The organism is Streptosporangium nondiastaticum, assembly GCF_003011965.1.
Lineage (GTDB): Bacteria > Actinomycetota > Actinomycetes > Streptomycetales > Streptomycetaceae > Streptomyces > Streptomyces nondiastaticus.
In genome coordinates this window covers 29233-44118 of sequence record NZ_PXWG01000007.1, presented here as the reverse complement: position 1 = coordinate 44118, position 14886 = coordinate 29233, and the positions used below count along the sequence as shown (strand labels likewise).

6 protein-coding genes are annotated in these 14886 nt (G+C 75.9%); 1 reads left to right on the top strand and 5 read right to left on the bottom strand.

Going from position 1 to position 14886, the window contains the following annotated elements; all coding sequences use genetic code 11:
- The first annotated feature begins 58 nt into the window (after window positions 1–58).
- Window positions 59–1147 (top strand): class I SAM-dependent methyltransferase, encoded by a 1089-nt coding sequence (locus B7P34_RS05420; RefSeq protein ID WP_223267528.1) that lies wholly within the window; start codon window positions 59–61, stop codon window positions 1145–1147.
- A 13-nt stretch (window positions 1148–1160) separates the two neighbouring features.
- Here the strand turns inward: B7P34_RS05420 and B7P34_RS05415 are convergent, their stop codons facing one another.
- From B7P34_RS05415 to B7P34_RS05395, 5 genes are read right to left on the bottom strand one after another with little or no spacing between them, the layout of a single operon-like run.
- Complete coding sequence (locus tag B7P34_RS05415) at window positions 1161–2318, bottom strand: glycosyltransferase (RefSeq protein WP_106674635.1); 1158 nt, start codon at window positions 2316–2318, stop codon at window positions 1161–1163.
- Complete coding sequence (locus B7P34_RS05410; protein WP_223267527.1) at window positions 2315–3136, bottom strand: alpha/beta fold hydrolase; 822 nt, start codon at window positions 3134–3136, stop codon at window positions 2315–2317. The genes B7P34_RS05415 and B7P34_RS05410 overlap by 4 nt, the downstream gene beginning before the upstream one ends.
- Complete coding sequence (locus tag B7P34_RS05405; RefSeq protein ID WP_106674634.1) at window positions 3133–3429, bottom strand: acyl carrier protein; 297 nt, start codon at window positions 3427–3429, stop codon at window positions 3133–3135. Before B7P34_RS05405 ends, B7P34_RS05410 begins: the two co-directional genes overlap by 4 nt.
- Window positions 3426–7862, bottom strand: a complete 4437-nt coding sequence (locus B7P34_RS05400) for a type I polyketide synthase (protein WP_106674633.1) — start codon at window positions 7860–7862, stop codon at window positions 3426–3428. The genes B7P34_RS05405 and B7P34_RS05400 overlap by 4 nt, the downstream gene beginning before the upstream one ends.
- Complete coding sequence (locus B7P34_RS05395) at window positions 7859–14779, bottom strand: type I polyketide synthase (RefSeq protein ID WP_106674632.1); 6921 nt, start codon at window positions 14777–14779, stop codon at window positions 7859–7861. The genes B7P34_RS05400 and B7P34_RS05395 overlap by 4 nt, the downstream gene beginning before the upstream one ends.
- Between the last annotated feature and the right edge of the window lie 107 nt (window positions 14780–14886).

The following is a 14886-nucleotide window of genomic DNA, read 5'->3' as shown; positions in this document are numbered from 1 at the left end:
GGGTTGCGCCGGGCCGTGCCAAGCCCGGCGCGGGCTCAGGTGCGGTACGACACCAAGGGTGACCAAGCGAGCTGAGAAAGCCGAGACGGCCGAGAAGATCGCCGCCCTCCGTCCCCTCTATCAGAAGGATCTGGCCTCCGGTGTGGAGCGGTTCTTCGCGCCCCGCCGGACGACCTGCCCCTGGTGTGCGTCGGACCGCCTTCGCGAGCGGGTGCGCACTACCGACCTCCTCCAGCACAAGCCCGGAGCCTTCGTCATCGACGGGTGCCGCGCGTGCGGCCACCACTTCCAGAACCCGCAACTCAACGACAAGGGCCTGGAGTTCTACTACCGCGACTGTTACGACGGGCTCGGCGCGGAGGCCGCACAGAGCATCCTCGGCGCCTCCCGCAGCCTGAAGCGCCACCGGGCCGTCGCCCGCTCGCTGCGGCCCTTCACTTCTCCTGAGACTCCTCCCGAGCGCTGGCTGGACGTGGGCACGGGGCACGGGTACTTCCCGCAGATGGCCGGGGAGGTCTTTCCGGACACCGTCTTCGAGGGCCTGGACCAGGGCGAGGGGGTGGAAAACGCCGTCCATGAGGGCCGGATCAAGCGGGCCCTGCGCGGGTCGTTCACCGACCTCGCTCCCTCCCTGGCCGGGACGTACGACGTGGTGACCATGCATCACTACCTGGAGCACACCCCCGATCCGCGCGCACAACTGCGCGCGGCCCATACGGCGTTGCGCGCCGGCGGATTGCTCCACATCGAGGTGCCCGATCCCGAATCGGCGTACGCGAGGGTGCTGGGCCGCTGGTGGCTGCCGTGGTTCCAGCCCCAGCACCTGAACATGGCGCCGGCGCGCAACCTGCGGCGGGCACTGGAGGAGTGCGGCTTCACCGTCGTGGCGGCCGAACGCCCGGCGGCGCACCGGCCGGTGGACCTCTCCGCCGCTCTGCTGTACCTGCTCTCCCGCCTGATGCCGCGGGCCGACGCCCCCTGGCACCCACGGCCGCCGTCCGCCGCCGCCCGGTTCGTCCGGGCCGCGATGTGGAGGGCCGCGCTTCCGGCGGTGGTCGCGGTGTACGGTCTCGACCTGCTCCTGAGCCCGCTCGCCCGGCGCGTCGGGTTCTCCAACGCCTACCGGTTGCTCGCGCGCCGCAACTGAGCGACCGCGCGGGTCACGCCCGTTGCGCGAGCGCTTCGAGGTGACCGGCGGCCGCGCCGGCGCCTCCGGCCGCGCGCAGGGAGTCCCGCAGCCTCTGGGCGGCGAGGCGGTACGGCGGCTCGCCGAGGACGGCGTCGAGCGCCTCGCCCAGCCGGGTGCGGTCGGCGCGGCCGAAGCGCACGCGCACCGCCGCGCCGGCCGCCGTCACCTGGCCGGCGACGAAGGGCTGGTCGTCGCGGATGGGGGCGACGACCAGCGGAACTCCGTGCCACAGCGATTCGGCGACGGTGTTGTGACCCGCGTGGCAGATCATCGCTGAGGCCGCGGGCAGGAGGGCGAGTTGGGGGATGCGCGGCAGCACGAGGACCGTGTCGTCCGAGGTTCCGGCCAGGAACCCGCCGGGGTCGGCGACCACGGCCTGCAGGCGGTGCGCCCGTTCCCGTACGGCCGCGGCGCACTCGGTGAGGAAGCGGGCGCCGACGTCGGTGTTGACGGTGCCGAGCGAGATGAGGACCGCGGCCCGGGCGCGGTCGCGCCATCCCCGGGGGAAGTCCGCGGCCGGGGTCCGGGCGGGCACGGCGGGGCCCACCCACCGCAGCTGGGGGCGCGGAGGGTGGCCGGCAGCCAGCTCCGCGACGGTGTAGGCGAGCACGAGGCCGGGAGAGAAGCGGAGGTCGTGGGACGCCCCGGGGTCGCCGTGCCGCTCGCGCAGCCGCCCCAGCAGGCCATGGATCCAGTCCTCGGCCCTGGGCAGCGCGGCGACGGCGCCGCCGACCTCGGCCGGCGTGGTGGCCGACGTCGCCCAGCGCACGCCCAGCCGCTCGGCGGCCAGAGCACCCGCGAGAGCCTGCTGATCGGCGACGATGACGTCCGGGCGGAACACACGGACCGCGTTCTCCGTGTCCGGGGCCATCGCCTCGGCCAGCGGGACGAGGACGTCCTGCCACAGGAAGCGCAGCGCCGCGGCCCCGCGCAACTCGGGGGGCCGCCGCAGCCCTTCCGGGATCGCGCAGGGATGGACCTCGGCGTCGTGCCCGGCCGCTTCCCGTACGAGGCCGGGGACTCCGGCCCAGGCGACGCGGTGGCCGCGCGCGGTCAGCTCGGCGGCGACCGCGGCCGCCGGGTTGATGTGGCCGGTCAACGGCGGGACGACGAAGAGGAACCGGCTCATGGCGTACGCGCCCGTGCCGTCGCCCGCTCCGGCCTGCTGAGGTCCTCGCGCAGCCAGCCGAGCAGCAGGGCGCCGACCGTGCGGGGCGCGTCGACGAGCAGGGTGTGTCCCTGGCCGGGGACGATGACAGTACGGCAGTCCGGCAGCAGCCTCTCCAGTGCGGGGGCCGATGCGGCGAGGGCGGAATCCGCACCGTAGAGGGCGAGGACCGGTACCGCGAGGGAGTGCAAGCCGTCCTCTCCGGGAATGCGGCCGGCCGCGATGTCCTCGATCAGTGTGGTCTCGTCCAGCAAGGGGCGGGTGCGCCGGGCCAGCCGGGCCACGAACCGCCCGTGTTCCTGCTCCATCCGGTCGGTCGCCTGCGCGTCGCACAGCGTCTCCGCGCAGTGCGAGAGGAATCCGCTCATGCGCTGCGGCCAGTCGCCGACGGGCGGCGCGGACTCGATCAGGAGGATCCTGGAGACGCGGTGCGGATGGCGTACGGCGAAGTCGACCGCGACCGCTCCGCCGAAGCTGTTCCCGACGAGGACGGCGGGACGGTGGATGCCGAGGGCGTCGAGGAGGTTGCGGAGATCGGCGCTGAAGTCTTCCAGACGGTAACCGGTGGCCGGCCTTTCGCTGCGGCCGTGGCCGCGCTGGTCGTACATCACGACGCCGTGCCCGGCGGCCGCGATCCCGGCGGCGATGGTGAAGTAGTAGTCGGCGAGGCTGTCGGGTCCCATGCCGTGGACGAGCACCACGGGGGGCCGGCCGGCGGTACCGGGCTCGCCCAGCCGCTCGACGTTCAGCCGGACCTGCCCCGCCCGGAGTGACGTCACCGCAGGGACTCCACGACGTGGCGCACGAGGTGTCCGACCGTGAGGCCGATGATCTCGGAGAGGTCGAGGGAGGCGAAGTAGCCCGGGAAGTCCACGCGGTCTCCGTAGGCGGCGCGCAGCTCTCCGGTGAGGACGACCAGGTCGATGGACTCCAGGTCCAGGTCTTCTACGAAGCGGGTTTCCATGGTGACGGCGCCCGGGTCCGGCGCGCAGTCGCCGAGCACGGTGTGCAGGGCCCGGGTGATCCGGGCCAGTACGGCGGCCTCACCGGTTTCTTCCACACAATTGGTCATGGCTGCTGCCCTTTCTCGGATGCCGGGTCCCGGCTGACGTGGCCGCTGCCTTCACTGGTCCAGGCGACGATGTAGTCCCTGGGCGGCAGCCCGGGCGGGTTGCCGATCCGCGTGAGGCGGACGGGGTGGGAACGGCCCGAAGGCGTACGGACGTCGACGGCGTCCGCGTCCCCCGGGCCTGCGGCCGTCGTCACCACGAAGCCGCGGGGGTTGCCGTGCAGCCCCGTCCCCTCGGCCTTGGCCGCCGCCTCCTTGGCCGCCCAGAGGCGGGTCAGTGCCTCCGACCCGGCGCCGAGCCGCTCGAACAGGGCGTGCTCGGCCGGGTCCAGCGCCATGGCGACGGTGGTGTCCGGCCGGTCGGTGATCTCCTCGGCATCGATGCCGGCGGGCGTGCCTGCGGGCCGGACGAGTGCGACGGCCGCTTCCCGGCAGTGGGCGAGGGACAGTTCCAGCGGGGGCAGTTCGCGCCCGTGCACGCCTTCCGGGCGGGGGCGGCCGCCGGGCTCGTTGCGCACCCGGACCTCGCCGGGGAAGACCGGTCCCGCGTCCAGGTCCCAGAGGTGGCGGCGCACCGCGTCCTTGGCCGCGATCCGGCCGAGGAGCCAGGCCCGCCGTCCGCGCGGGGCACGCCGCGCATACTCGGCCCGTTCCTCCCCGGCGAGCTGGCCGTGCATCATCAGGTCCCAGGAGGCCGGGTCGGGCCAGTGGTCGAAGAGGAGCTGCCAGCCGCCCGGCTGCCGGGTGGAGAGGGTGCACCGCTCCGGGTGGCGGTCGGCCGCGACCGACCCGGGTGCCGAGTCGAACCGGCGGTCCCGCCAGCCGCGGATCTCGGCCCACACGCGGCCGCCGTGCGTGAGCTGGACGTCGCACTCCAGGACGGTCGCGTCGAGAACGGTGATCCGGACGTGGCACTCGACGCGGGAGCCGGGGGCGGGGGCGGGCCCGTGAAAGCAGGCCTGCCGGATGCTCACGGGGAGCACCACGGTGCGTTCGGTGCGGGTCGCCATCAGCCAGTAGCCGATGAGTTGCCCGGCGCTGTCGAGGAGGGCGCCGGGGGCGGCCGGTGCCGTGAGGACTCCGCGCACGTGCCGCTCGCCGAGTGCGGTGACGGCGGTGACGCCTTGGAAGCGCGGGCCGTGGAACATCCACCGCTGCTCGTACATCTCCCGCGCGGAGACCTCGGGCGGGCTCTCGGGCCGGTCGCAGGGCCAAGGGGCCGGCGGGGCCGGGTAGGTGCCGGCGACGCGTACGTCAGCGCGCGCGTACCGGCCGAACTCGGCCCGGAGCCAGCCGTCCCGTCCGGCCGCCACGGTGAGCTCCGCGGTGCCGGGCGGCGCGGCGACGGCCCACTCCAGGAACCGGGCGTCCCGTACGGCGACGGGTGTTCCGGCGGCGCCCGCGGCGTCCATCATGTGCTGGACGATCGTGGTGGCGGGGACGACGGGCCGGCGGTCGGCGAGGTCGGGCCATCCGGGGCGCTGCCGGTAGAAGCAGTGGTCGAGGAGGTAGGGCATGCGGGCCACGTCGATCTCGACGGTCTCCACCACCGTGCGGGGGGCCTTCAGGGCGGTGCGGTGAGCCGGTCGGGCGGAGGACTCGGCGGCGGCGAAGAGGGTGGCTGCCGTGGTGGCCGTCTCGGTGAGCAGCGCGTCCAGTTCGGCGGCGGCCGGGATGTGCCGGGCGAAGGCGCTCAGCGGGGCGGCGGCGGTTTCCCCGGCCCCCGCCCGGTTCTGCCTGCCCAGCAGGGAACGCAGCCGTTCGCGGGCCGCCGGTTCCAGCGAGACCGGCCCCGCACCGAGGTCGATGCGCATCGCCGTCCGGGATGCCGCGAGTGCGGTGAAGTCCGGGTCCGCGCCGAACGCCCACAGGCCCAGGGCGACCCTGCCGAGCTGGGACAGGCCGTCGCGGCGCGGCGAGTCGGCGGTGACGGCCAGGTGTGCGCGGCTGCCCAGGGTGTCGCCGACCAGTGCGGGGAGCTGGCCGGCGCCGAGCTGCACGAAGGCCCGGAAGCCCGCCTCGTACAGCGACTCGGTCAGTTGCCGGAAGCGGACCGGTTCGAGGAGATGACGGAAGAACAGCTCCCGGATGCCGGCCTCGTCGTCGGGGAAGGGGGCCGCCGTCGTGCCGGACCACACCGGTGTCCTCGCGGCGCGCACGACGGCGTGGCGCACCAGTTCCCGGAGGGGGTTGAGGTGCGGGGCCAGCATGGGGGTGTGGAAGCCCGATTCGAAGGGCAGGACGCGGCCGAGGACGCCTTCGCCGCGCAGACGGGCCGCCAGGGCTTCGATCTCTTCGCGTGGGCCGCAGACGACGCACTGGTGCGGGGCATCGTCGTGGGAGAGGGCGATGCCGGGGTGGCCGGGCAGCACCGCCGTGGCCTGTGCGGCGGAGGTCCCCAGCACCAGGAAGGCCAGCCGGGGCAGCCGCATCCGCCGTACGAGGGTCTCGACGAGCGATTCTCCCGGGTCGCCCGACCCGAGCATTCCGGCCACGGCCATCGCGGTCCATTCGCCCGCGCTGTGGCCCGCGAGGGCGTCCGGGCGGACGTCGATGCGGTCGAGCGCGCTCGCGAGCAGCCTGCCGGCGCTGATGAGGGCGACGGTGCGGCCGGCGAGGTCCCCGGCCCGCGCCTCCCGTGCCGGGGGCGGCTCCAGCCCGAAGTGGGCGGCGACGCCGTCCGCCCGGGAAGCGGATCCGGCCTCCAGGCCGGGGAAGAGGAACGCGGTGCGTCCGCCGCCGGCCCCGAGGAGCGGGGCCGGCGCGAACCACACGTCGCCGCGCCCGCCCCACGGCCGCCCCTGGGCGACCGCCTTGCGGGCCAGGGCGAGCTTCCGGGCGTCGGGACCGGCGATCGCCAGGCGGGCCGGTCCTCGCCCCCGCTCCCCCGCGCCGCGCAGGGTCGTGTCGCCGGCGTCGAGCAGCTCGGCCAGGCCCTCGGGGCCGGGGGCCGCGAGACGCAGCAGCGGTTCGCGTTCGGTGACTTCGAGCCGCGGGGTGCGCGCCTCGGGGACAGGTACGGGACGGGCCGTGGTCGTGCGCGTGGGCCGGATCGCAGCCGGCGCGGGCCGCGGCTCTTCCAGGATCGCGTGGGCGTTGATCCCGCCGAAGCCGAACGCGTTGACCGCTGCCCGCCGTACGCCGGCCTCCCAGGGGCGGGCGGTGTGCGCCGGGCGGAAGCGGGTGTCCAGGAGCGCGGGGTGCGGCACCTCGCAGTGCAGGGTCGGCGGGAGGACGCGGTGGTGGATCGCCAGGGCCGCCTTGATCATGCCCGCCGCGCCCGCCGCGGGCATCGCGTGCCCGATCATCGACTTCACCGAGCCGATGACGGCGTCCGGCTCGGTGCCCCGGCCGAACACCTCTCCCAGCACGGCCATCTCCACCTGGTCGCCGCGGGGCGTGCCCGTACCGTGAGCCTCCAGGAGCCCGAGCGCGTCCGGGGCCGCGGGGTCCAGGCCGGCCGCGGCCCAGGCGAGCCGTACCGCGTGCGCCTGGCCCGCGGGGTCGGGGGTGACCAGGGAGGCGGCGCGCCCGTCGGATGCGACACCGACCGCGCGGACGAGCGCGTAGATCCGGTCCCCGTCCTGCCGCGCGTCGGCGAGCCGTTTGAGCACCAGGACGCCCGTGCCCTCCCCCAGGAGCACGCCGTCCGCGTCCCGGTGGAAGGGCCGGATGCGCTGGGACGGCGACAGGGCGCGGAGCTCCGCGAAGACGCTCCACAGCGTGATGTCGTGGCAGTGGTGCACACCGCCCGCCAGCATCACGTCGCACCGGCCGCGCTCCAGCTCCCGCACGGCGTGGTCGACGGCGACGAGGGAGGAGGCGCAGGCGGCGTCGACGGTGTAGGCGGGGCCGCGCAGGTCGAGGCGGTTGGCGACGCGGGAGGCCGCGAAGTTGGGGACGAGGCCGATCACGGACTCGGGGCTGTGCGGGCCGAGCGCGTCGACGAAGGCCGTGCGCAGCCGGTCGAGCTGTTCCCCGTCCAGGTCCGGCAGCACCTCCCGCACCGTGCGGATCAGCTGGGACGAGGTGCGCACCCGCTGGTCCAGGCGGGCCAGCCCGGCTGTGAGGTAACCGCCGCGGCCGAGGACGACGCCGATGCGGGAGCGGTCCGCGGGCAGGGTCCCGCCCGCGTCGGCGACGGCCGCGGCGGCGGTGCGCAGGGCGATCAGCTGGTCGGGTTCGGTGGTGCGGGCCGCCGCCGGCATGATGCCGAAGGCGGCCGGGTCGAAGTCGGCGAGGCCGTCGACGAAGCCGCCGCGGCGGCAGTAGACGGCGTCGGGCCGGTGGCATTCGGGGTCCAGGCGCCCCGGCGGGGCCTCGGTGACGGCGTCGACGCCGCCGGTGATGTTGCGCCAGTACGTGTCGAGGTCGGCGGCACCCGGCAGGGTGACGGCCATGCCCACGATGGCGACGGGCTCGCGAGCCGCCGTCACGGCAGCCGCCCCGCGGTGAGCACGACTTCGTCGGTGGCCGGGTCGCCGTGGGCGAGTTCGCGGAACAGGGCCCGTACGCCTTCCTCCGGGTCGATCAGGCCGAGGCCGCGCCGGGCGAGTTCGCGGGCGAGCTCCGGGCCGACCATGCCGGGGTGGCGCGGGTCGGGCGCCCACGGGCCCCAGTGGACGGTCAGGGTGCGGCTTCCGGTGGTCCGGCGCCACTGCTTGCCGAGGGCGGCGAGGGCGTCGTTGGCGGCGCTGTAGTCGCTCTGACCGCGGTTGCCGAGGACGGCGGCGACCGAGCCGAACAGGACGGTCAGCGGCGCGGGTCCGGGCAGGCCGCGCAGCGCGGCCAGCAGGGCGCGGGCGCCGTCCACCTTGGTGCCGTGGACGCGCTCGAAGGAGCCGGGGTCCTTGTCGGCGAGCAGCCGGTCCTCGACGACGCCCGCCGCGTGCACGACGGCGTCGATGCGGCCCGCGTCGGCGTGGATGTCCTCGACGGCCCGGCGTACGGCCTCCGCGTCCCGCAGGTCGGCACGGTGATAGCGCGCCTGTCCGCCGGCGGCTTCGATCTCCGCGAGGGTGGCGGCGACTTCGCGCCGGGCGAGAACGGCGCGCGCCTCGCGTTCGATTCCGCGGGGGGCGAGCCCGCCGCGCGCGGCGAGGGCTGCACAGAGGGCCGCCTTGTCCGCGGCCCCGGCGAGGTCGGGCGGTTCGGGGGTGCCGGGCGGTTCCGTACGGCCGAGCAGCTCGACGCGGCAGCCCGCTCCGGCGAGGGCGACGGCGATGCGGGCCGTGATGCCGCGAGCGCCGCCGGCGAGGACGGCGACGGTCCCGGGGCCGAGCCCGGCGGCGAGCGCGTCGGCTTCGGCGTACGAGCCGAACGGCGTCCGGCAGGGCTCACTGCCCCACCGGCTCCCGTCGGGGGCGTGCCGGACCACCGGGGCCCGGTCCGGGGCGAGGAGCTCGTCCACGATGTCGCCGGCGAGGACGTCGGCGGGGCGGCCGGAGGCCAGGGAGACCACGCGGGCGAGGGTGCCGGGGTGTTCGCGGACGACGGTGCGGAAGAACCCGCCCAGCCCCGCCGTGTCGCCGCCCTCCTCGCCGGGCCGGGCGCACAGCAGCCACCTCGGTTCGCGTCGCAGCACGGCTTGGAACCAGGGGAAGCCCGCAGGGAGCACCGGCCGCGCGTCCTGGGCGAGCGCGCCGAGGTGGACGGCACCGTGGAGAGGACCGGGGGGAACGTCCGCGCTGTCGCCGGACCGGACGACGACGGCTCCGAGCGCGCCGAGACGGTCGGCGACGGCCTGGACGGCAGGGGTGTCCGGGTCCGCCCCGAGGACGAGGAAGCGCCGGCCGCGCAGGGCAGAGCCGCCGGTCTCGGGGGCGGGAGCGAGTGGCACTTCCCGCAGCAGGTAGCGCTCGGGGGCGGCGGCCGCGGGGACGTCATGGGCGCGCCCTTCCGCGTCACTCAGCGGGCCCTCTTCCGTGAGGGCATCACGCCGAGAACCGCGCAGCGGGCCCTCCGCAGCGGCGTCACCCTGCGGCTCCTCAGAAGGGACGTCACACAGCGGGCTCTCTTCCGGAAGGGCGGCGCGCATCGAGCCCCGCTCGGGTTCGGTGGCTCCGTTGGGATCAGCGCTCGTCAGCCGCTCCGCGAGCGCCGCGGCCGTGCGGGCCCGGAGGAGTTCCTCCAGTCCGGTGTCCGCCCACGCTCCCGGGGTCCGTCCGGCGGCGCCGGTGAGCCGCCGCCCGAGCTCCCCGACGATCTCGGTCCGTTTGATCGAGTCGATGCTCAGGTCGGCCTCCAGGTCGAGGTCGGGCTCGACCAGGTCCACGGGGTAGCCCGTGCGTTCGCTGATGACCGCCCGGACCGTGCCCAGCACGTCCGGCACGGCGGCCGGCTCGCCGGCCCGCGGCCCGGGGACGGGGGCCGCGTGCCTCGGGCCGGGAGTGGGGTCCGTGCGGCTCGGGCCTGCGGCGGGGTGCAGCTCCGGCACGTCCGTCGGCGCGGCGGGAGCACCGCCGGCACCGAAATACGCCAGCAGGACATCCCGCTGTGCCGCCACCATCTCGCGGCTGCTGCGGAGGAATTCCGCCAGCAGGTCGGGGCGGTCGCCGCTGCCGTCCGTCCGTGTGCCGCTCAGCGCGAGGGGCTCGACCCTGCGGGCCGGTCGCAGCCCGCCGGCCACCGGTTGCCCGTCGGCCGTACGGACGAGCCGGCCGTCGACCGTCCAGCCCGGCGCGGCCGGGACCGCTTCCGGGTCGGCAACCACCGCGTCGCGCCCGGCGAACAGCCGCTCCGCCTCCACCGGCACGCCGGCGACGGCGAGCCGGGCCAGCGCCTGGAGGTGCCCGGCCAGCCCTGCGTCGGGGGACGGTTCGAACGGGACGGTGATGTGCGGCCGTTCGCCGAGGATGCTCCGGACCAGTCCGGTGAGCACCGTGCCGGGGCCGGCTTCCACGAAGACGCGCGCCCCGGCCGCGTACATCGCCTCGATCTGCTCGCAGAACCGCACGGGCGCGGCGATCTGCGCGGCCAGCAGCTCCCGTACGTCCGCGGGGTCCGGGCCGTAGCGGTCCGCCGTCGTGTTGGACCACACGGGGACGTCGGGCGTACGGATCGGGCAGCCTGCCAGCGCCTCGGCGAACCGTTCACCGGCCCCCGCGACGAGCGGGCTGTGGAACGCGTACGGGGCGGGGAGGCGCCACGCGTCGATGCCGGTGTCCGCCGCGGCGGCTAGGGCCCGTTCGACGTCCGCCTCGGGACCCGAGACGACGCTCTGCGCGGGGGCGTTGCAGCAGGCGACCACGACCCTGCCGGTCAGTCCGGCCGTGGAGAGCAGCACCTCGGTCTTGTCCGGTGCCGCGGCGACGGCGGCCATGGCGCCCTGTTCGCCCTCCGCCGCCTTGGCGATGGCCTCGGCGCGCGCGGTGCTGAGCTCCGCCAGGGCTTCCGGGGCGAGGGCGCCCGCCGCGCCGAGGGCGACCAGTTCGCCGTACGAGTGGCCGGCCGTCATGTCGGGGCGTACGCCGAGCGTCCTGAGCACGTCGTAGGCGGCCGAGCACACCGCCGCGAGGGCGGGCTGGGCGTGCCGGGTGTCGGCGAGCCGGGCCCGCTGCGCCTGCCGGGTCGCGGTGTCGAAGGCGGCGGGCGGGAAGAGCACGTCGGCCGGGGCCGTGCGCAGGTGGCGTTGCGTGCCGGGGAACGCGGTGAAGAGCTCGGCGAACATGCCGGGCCGCTGGCTGCCCTGGCCGGGGAAGAGGACGGCGACCTTGCCGCACCGGGCGGCGGTCAGGGCGGCCGCGCCGCCCTCGTTTCGCGCCGATGCCTCCTCCGCCCCGTAGCGTTCTTCTGGGGCAAGGAAGACTCCCGGCCTCGGCTCCCCCGCCGCAACCGCCCGCAGCAGCTCGGGCAGCGCGTCGAGCGACGGCGCCACCACGGCCGCGGCGGCCCGGTCCGCGCCGGTGCGCCGCGCGGCGGTCAGGGCGAGGTCGCGCAGCCGCCACGGGCGCCCGGCGCCGTCGTTGATCCCGGTGAGCCGCAGCAGCTCGCGGGCGTCGTCCGCGGACCGCAGGACGAGGAGTTCTGCGGGCCAGGCGTCGTGGCCGCACCGCGGCGGCGCGGCTCCCGGGCCGGACCGCAGCACCGCGTGGAAGTTCGTGCCGCCGAAGCCGAACGCGCTCACGCCGGCGACCCGCCGCCCGGCGGCCCACGGCAGCGCCCTGTCGTGGAAGACGAACGGGCTCTCGTGCGGCTGCCATACGGGGCCGGGCCGGTTCAGGTGCAGTGTCGGCGGCCGTACGCCCGTGTGCACCGCCAGCGCGGCCTTGATGAGACCGGCCAGGCCGGCGGCGCACTTGGTGTGCCCGATCTGGGATTTGACCGAGCCCAGGACGCATGCGCCCGGAGCCGCGCCCGACTCGGTGAACACGTCGGTGAGCGCGGCCAGTTCGGTGCGGTCCCCGACCACCGTGCCCGTGCCGTGGGCCTCGACGAGCCCGACCTCGGCGGGCCGGATCCGGGCCTGTGCGTAGGCCCGCTCCAGTGCGGTCCGCTGTCCCTCGCGGCGCGGCGCGGTCAGCCCGAGGGAGCGTCCGTCGGCGGAGCTGCCGACGGCCTCGATGACGGCGTAGACGCGATCGCCGTCGCGCTCGGCGTCCGCGAGCCGTTTGAGGACGACGCAGGCGATGCCCTCGCCGAGCGCGATGCCGTCGGCGTCCGCGTCGAAGGGACGGCAGCGGCCGGTCGGCGAGAGGGCGTGCACGGAGGAGAAGAGCAGGTAGTCCTTGATGCCGTTGTGCAGGTCGGCTCCGCCGCACAGGGCGACGTCGGCGCTTCCGGTGCGCAGTTCCTTGCAGGCGGCGTCGACGGCTGCCAGGGAGGAGGCGCAGGCGGCGTCCACCGTGTAGTTCGCGCCGCCGAGGCCGAAGCGGTTGGCGATCCGGCCCGCGATGACGTTCGCGAGCATGCCCGGGAAGGAGTCCTCGGTCAGCGGGGGAAGCTGGGCGGCCAGTTCCTCCGGGAGGCGGCCGAGGTAGGAGGGCAGGACGGCGCGCACGGTCACCGCGTCCGTGGTGTCGCTGCCCGTCTCGGCGCCGAAGATCACGCAGGTGCGGTCGCGCGGGAAGTCCCGGCGGTCGTAGCCGGCGTCGGCCAGCGCTCGCGCCGCGGCTTCCAGCGCCAGCAGCTGGGCGGGGTCGATCGCGGCCAGGGAGGCCGGGGGGATGCCGTACCGCAGCGGGTCGAAGGGGATCCGGGGCAGGAAGCCGCCCCATTTGGAGGCCGACACGTCATGGGCGGCGGCCTGCTGTCCGTGGTGGAGGAAGGTGTCCCAGCGCTCGGGCGGGACCTCGGTGACGGCGTCGGTGCCGGCGAGCACGTCGGCCCAGAACGCGGGCAGGTCGGGCGCGTTCGGGAACATGCAGGCCATGCCGACGACGGCGATGCCGAGCGGCTCGGGCACCTGCTCGGGCACCTGCTGTCGCCCGCCTGCGGCGGAGTCCGGCCGCAGTGCGGCGGCGCGGTGCTCGTAGAACGCGGCTGCTCCCTCGCCCACTTGACGGTGGAGCGCGGCGATGCTGGTGGTGGCGGTGCGCAGGACGGCCGCTTCGCCGGCCATGAACAGGCCCTCGGCGAGCTGTCGCTTCTCGTCGACGTCGGCGAGGGTGCCGCCGACGCGCTCGATGCCCTTGCCGGCGATGCGCAGCCGCCCGAGGTGCAGGTGCTCCAGCTCTTCCCGGGCCTGCCGGTCGGGGACGCCGCGCCGCTTCAGCTCGTCCTGGAGGGCTTGGTGGGTGCGGGAGAAGGGGCTGGGCAGGCAGCGGGTCGCCTGTCCGGGGCCGGTGCGCAGGACGGCGGTCCGCTCGGCCGCGAGCGCCTGCTGCTGGTAGACGGGGCGGATGGCGCCGCATGCGACGGCTTCGTCCGTGAAGAGGTAGGCGGTGCCCATGAGGAGGCCGGTGGCGGCGCCCCGCGCGCCGATGCCGGAGGCGAGTGCGGCGACCATGGCGGCGGAGCGCTCGTCGTGGATGCCGCCGGCGAAGAGGATTTCCGGGTGCGGCCCGTCCGGACGGGCGTCCATGAAGTCGTTCAGGACGGCGAGCTGGGCCTCCCACAGGGGGAAGCTGTTGCGCGGTCCGATGTGGCCGCCGCACTCGGCGCCTTCGAAGACGAAGCGCCGGGCGCCTTGCGCGAGGAACTGCTCCAGCAGGCCGGGCGAGGGCACGTGCAGGAACGTGCGGATGCCGTCTTCTTCCAGGGCCGCGGCCTGGGCGGGCCGGCCGCCGGCGATGATCGCGTGCGTGGGGCGGAGTTCCCGTACGGCCGCGAGCTGGGCCGTACGGACGTCCTCGGGAGCGAAGCCCAGGATGCCGGCGCCCCAGGGGCGCTCCCCCAGCGCGGCGCGGGTCTCCCCCAGCAGGGCGCGGGTGCGCTCCGCACCGGCGAGCGCCAGGGCGAGGAACGGCAGCCCGCCCGCGTCGGCGACGGCGGCGGCGAACCCGGGCTGGTCGCTGACCCGGGTCATCGGCCCCTGGGCGACGGGCAGCCGGGTGCCGAGGACACGGCTCATGGGAGAGCCGGGGCGCAGCGCGTCCGGGGCGCGCCGGTCGCCCACGGCCCGGTCGATGCCTTCGCGGACGGCCCGGACGGCGGCGGCCGCCGTCCGGTACTCCTGCGCGAAGCGACGGGCCAGAAAGGCGTCCTGACCGAGCGGCAGCGGCCGGCCGTGCGGGGAGGCGGGCAGGCCGGGCCGCCGGGGGTCCAGGGTGCGGTATCCGCCCTCGGCACGGGTTTCCGAGCCGTCCACGGTGCGCAGGGCGGCGGCCACGCCGGGCGGCGTGGCCGCCTCTTCGAGGAGGGCGAGCTGCACGTCGAGCACGGCTCCGGCGGCGCCCGCGATCACCGCGGCGGCGGCCGTGTGCGGTCCGATGCCGCCGCAGGCCCAGACGGGAACGGTCACCCGGTCGTCGGCGAGGAGCTGCTGGAGCAGGACATACGTGGACAGCTCGCCGGCCGGGCCGCCGCACTCGCTGCCTCGGGCCACGAGGCCCGCCGCGCCGGCGTCCACGGCCGCGCGGGCCTCGTGCAGGCTGCGCACCTCGGCGATGACCGTGCCGCTCCGGTACCGGCCGGCGGCCCACGGGGAGCCGGGGGCGAGCAGCACGGCGTGCGGGCCGGGGGCGTCGGAGGCGTACAGCTCCTCGGGCGGGAGGGCGCAGTCGGCGGGCACGCGGACGCCGAAGACGTCGGGGGTCCAGGCCCGGGCGAGGCCGAGGGCGTCCCGGGCGGGTGCGCGGTCCGCTCCGAGGTCCACGACGCCGAGCCCACCGGCTCTGCTGACGGCGGCGGCCAGACGTGGGTCCGGCTCTCCGAAGGAGCCGATGCCGATGACTGAGCGCGCCCAGGCCGCCAAGGAGGCCCCCTCTCGCCGGATGAACCGGACTCCATGATGCCGGAGAGCATCATGTCGAGCAGAGGGCCTCAAGTGGGCTGAGAATCAAGCGAGTTCACTCTGACGGA

Excerpts from the sequence above, each read along its gene's own strand:
- B7P34_RS05415 (WP_106674635.1), bottom strand. The coding sequence starts at position 2,318 with ATGAGCCGGTTCCTCTTCGTCGTCCCGCCGTTGACCGGCCACATCAAC.
- B7P34_RS05405 (WP_106674634.1), bottom strand. The coding sequence starts at position 3,429 with ATGACCAATTGTGTGGAAGAAACCGGTGAGGCCGCCGTACTGGCCCGG.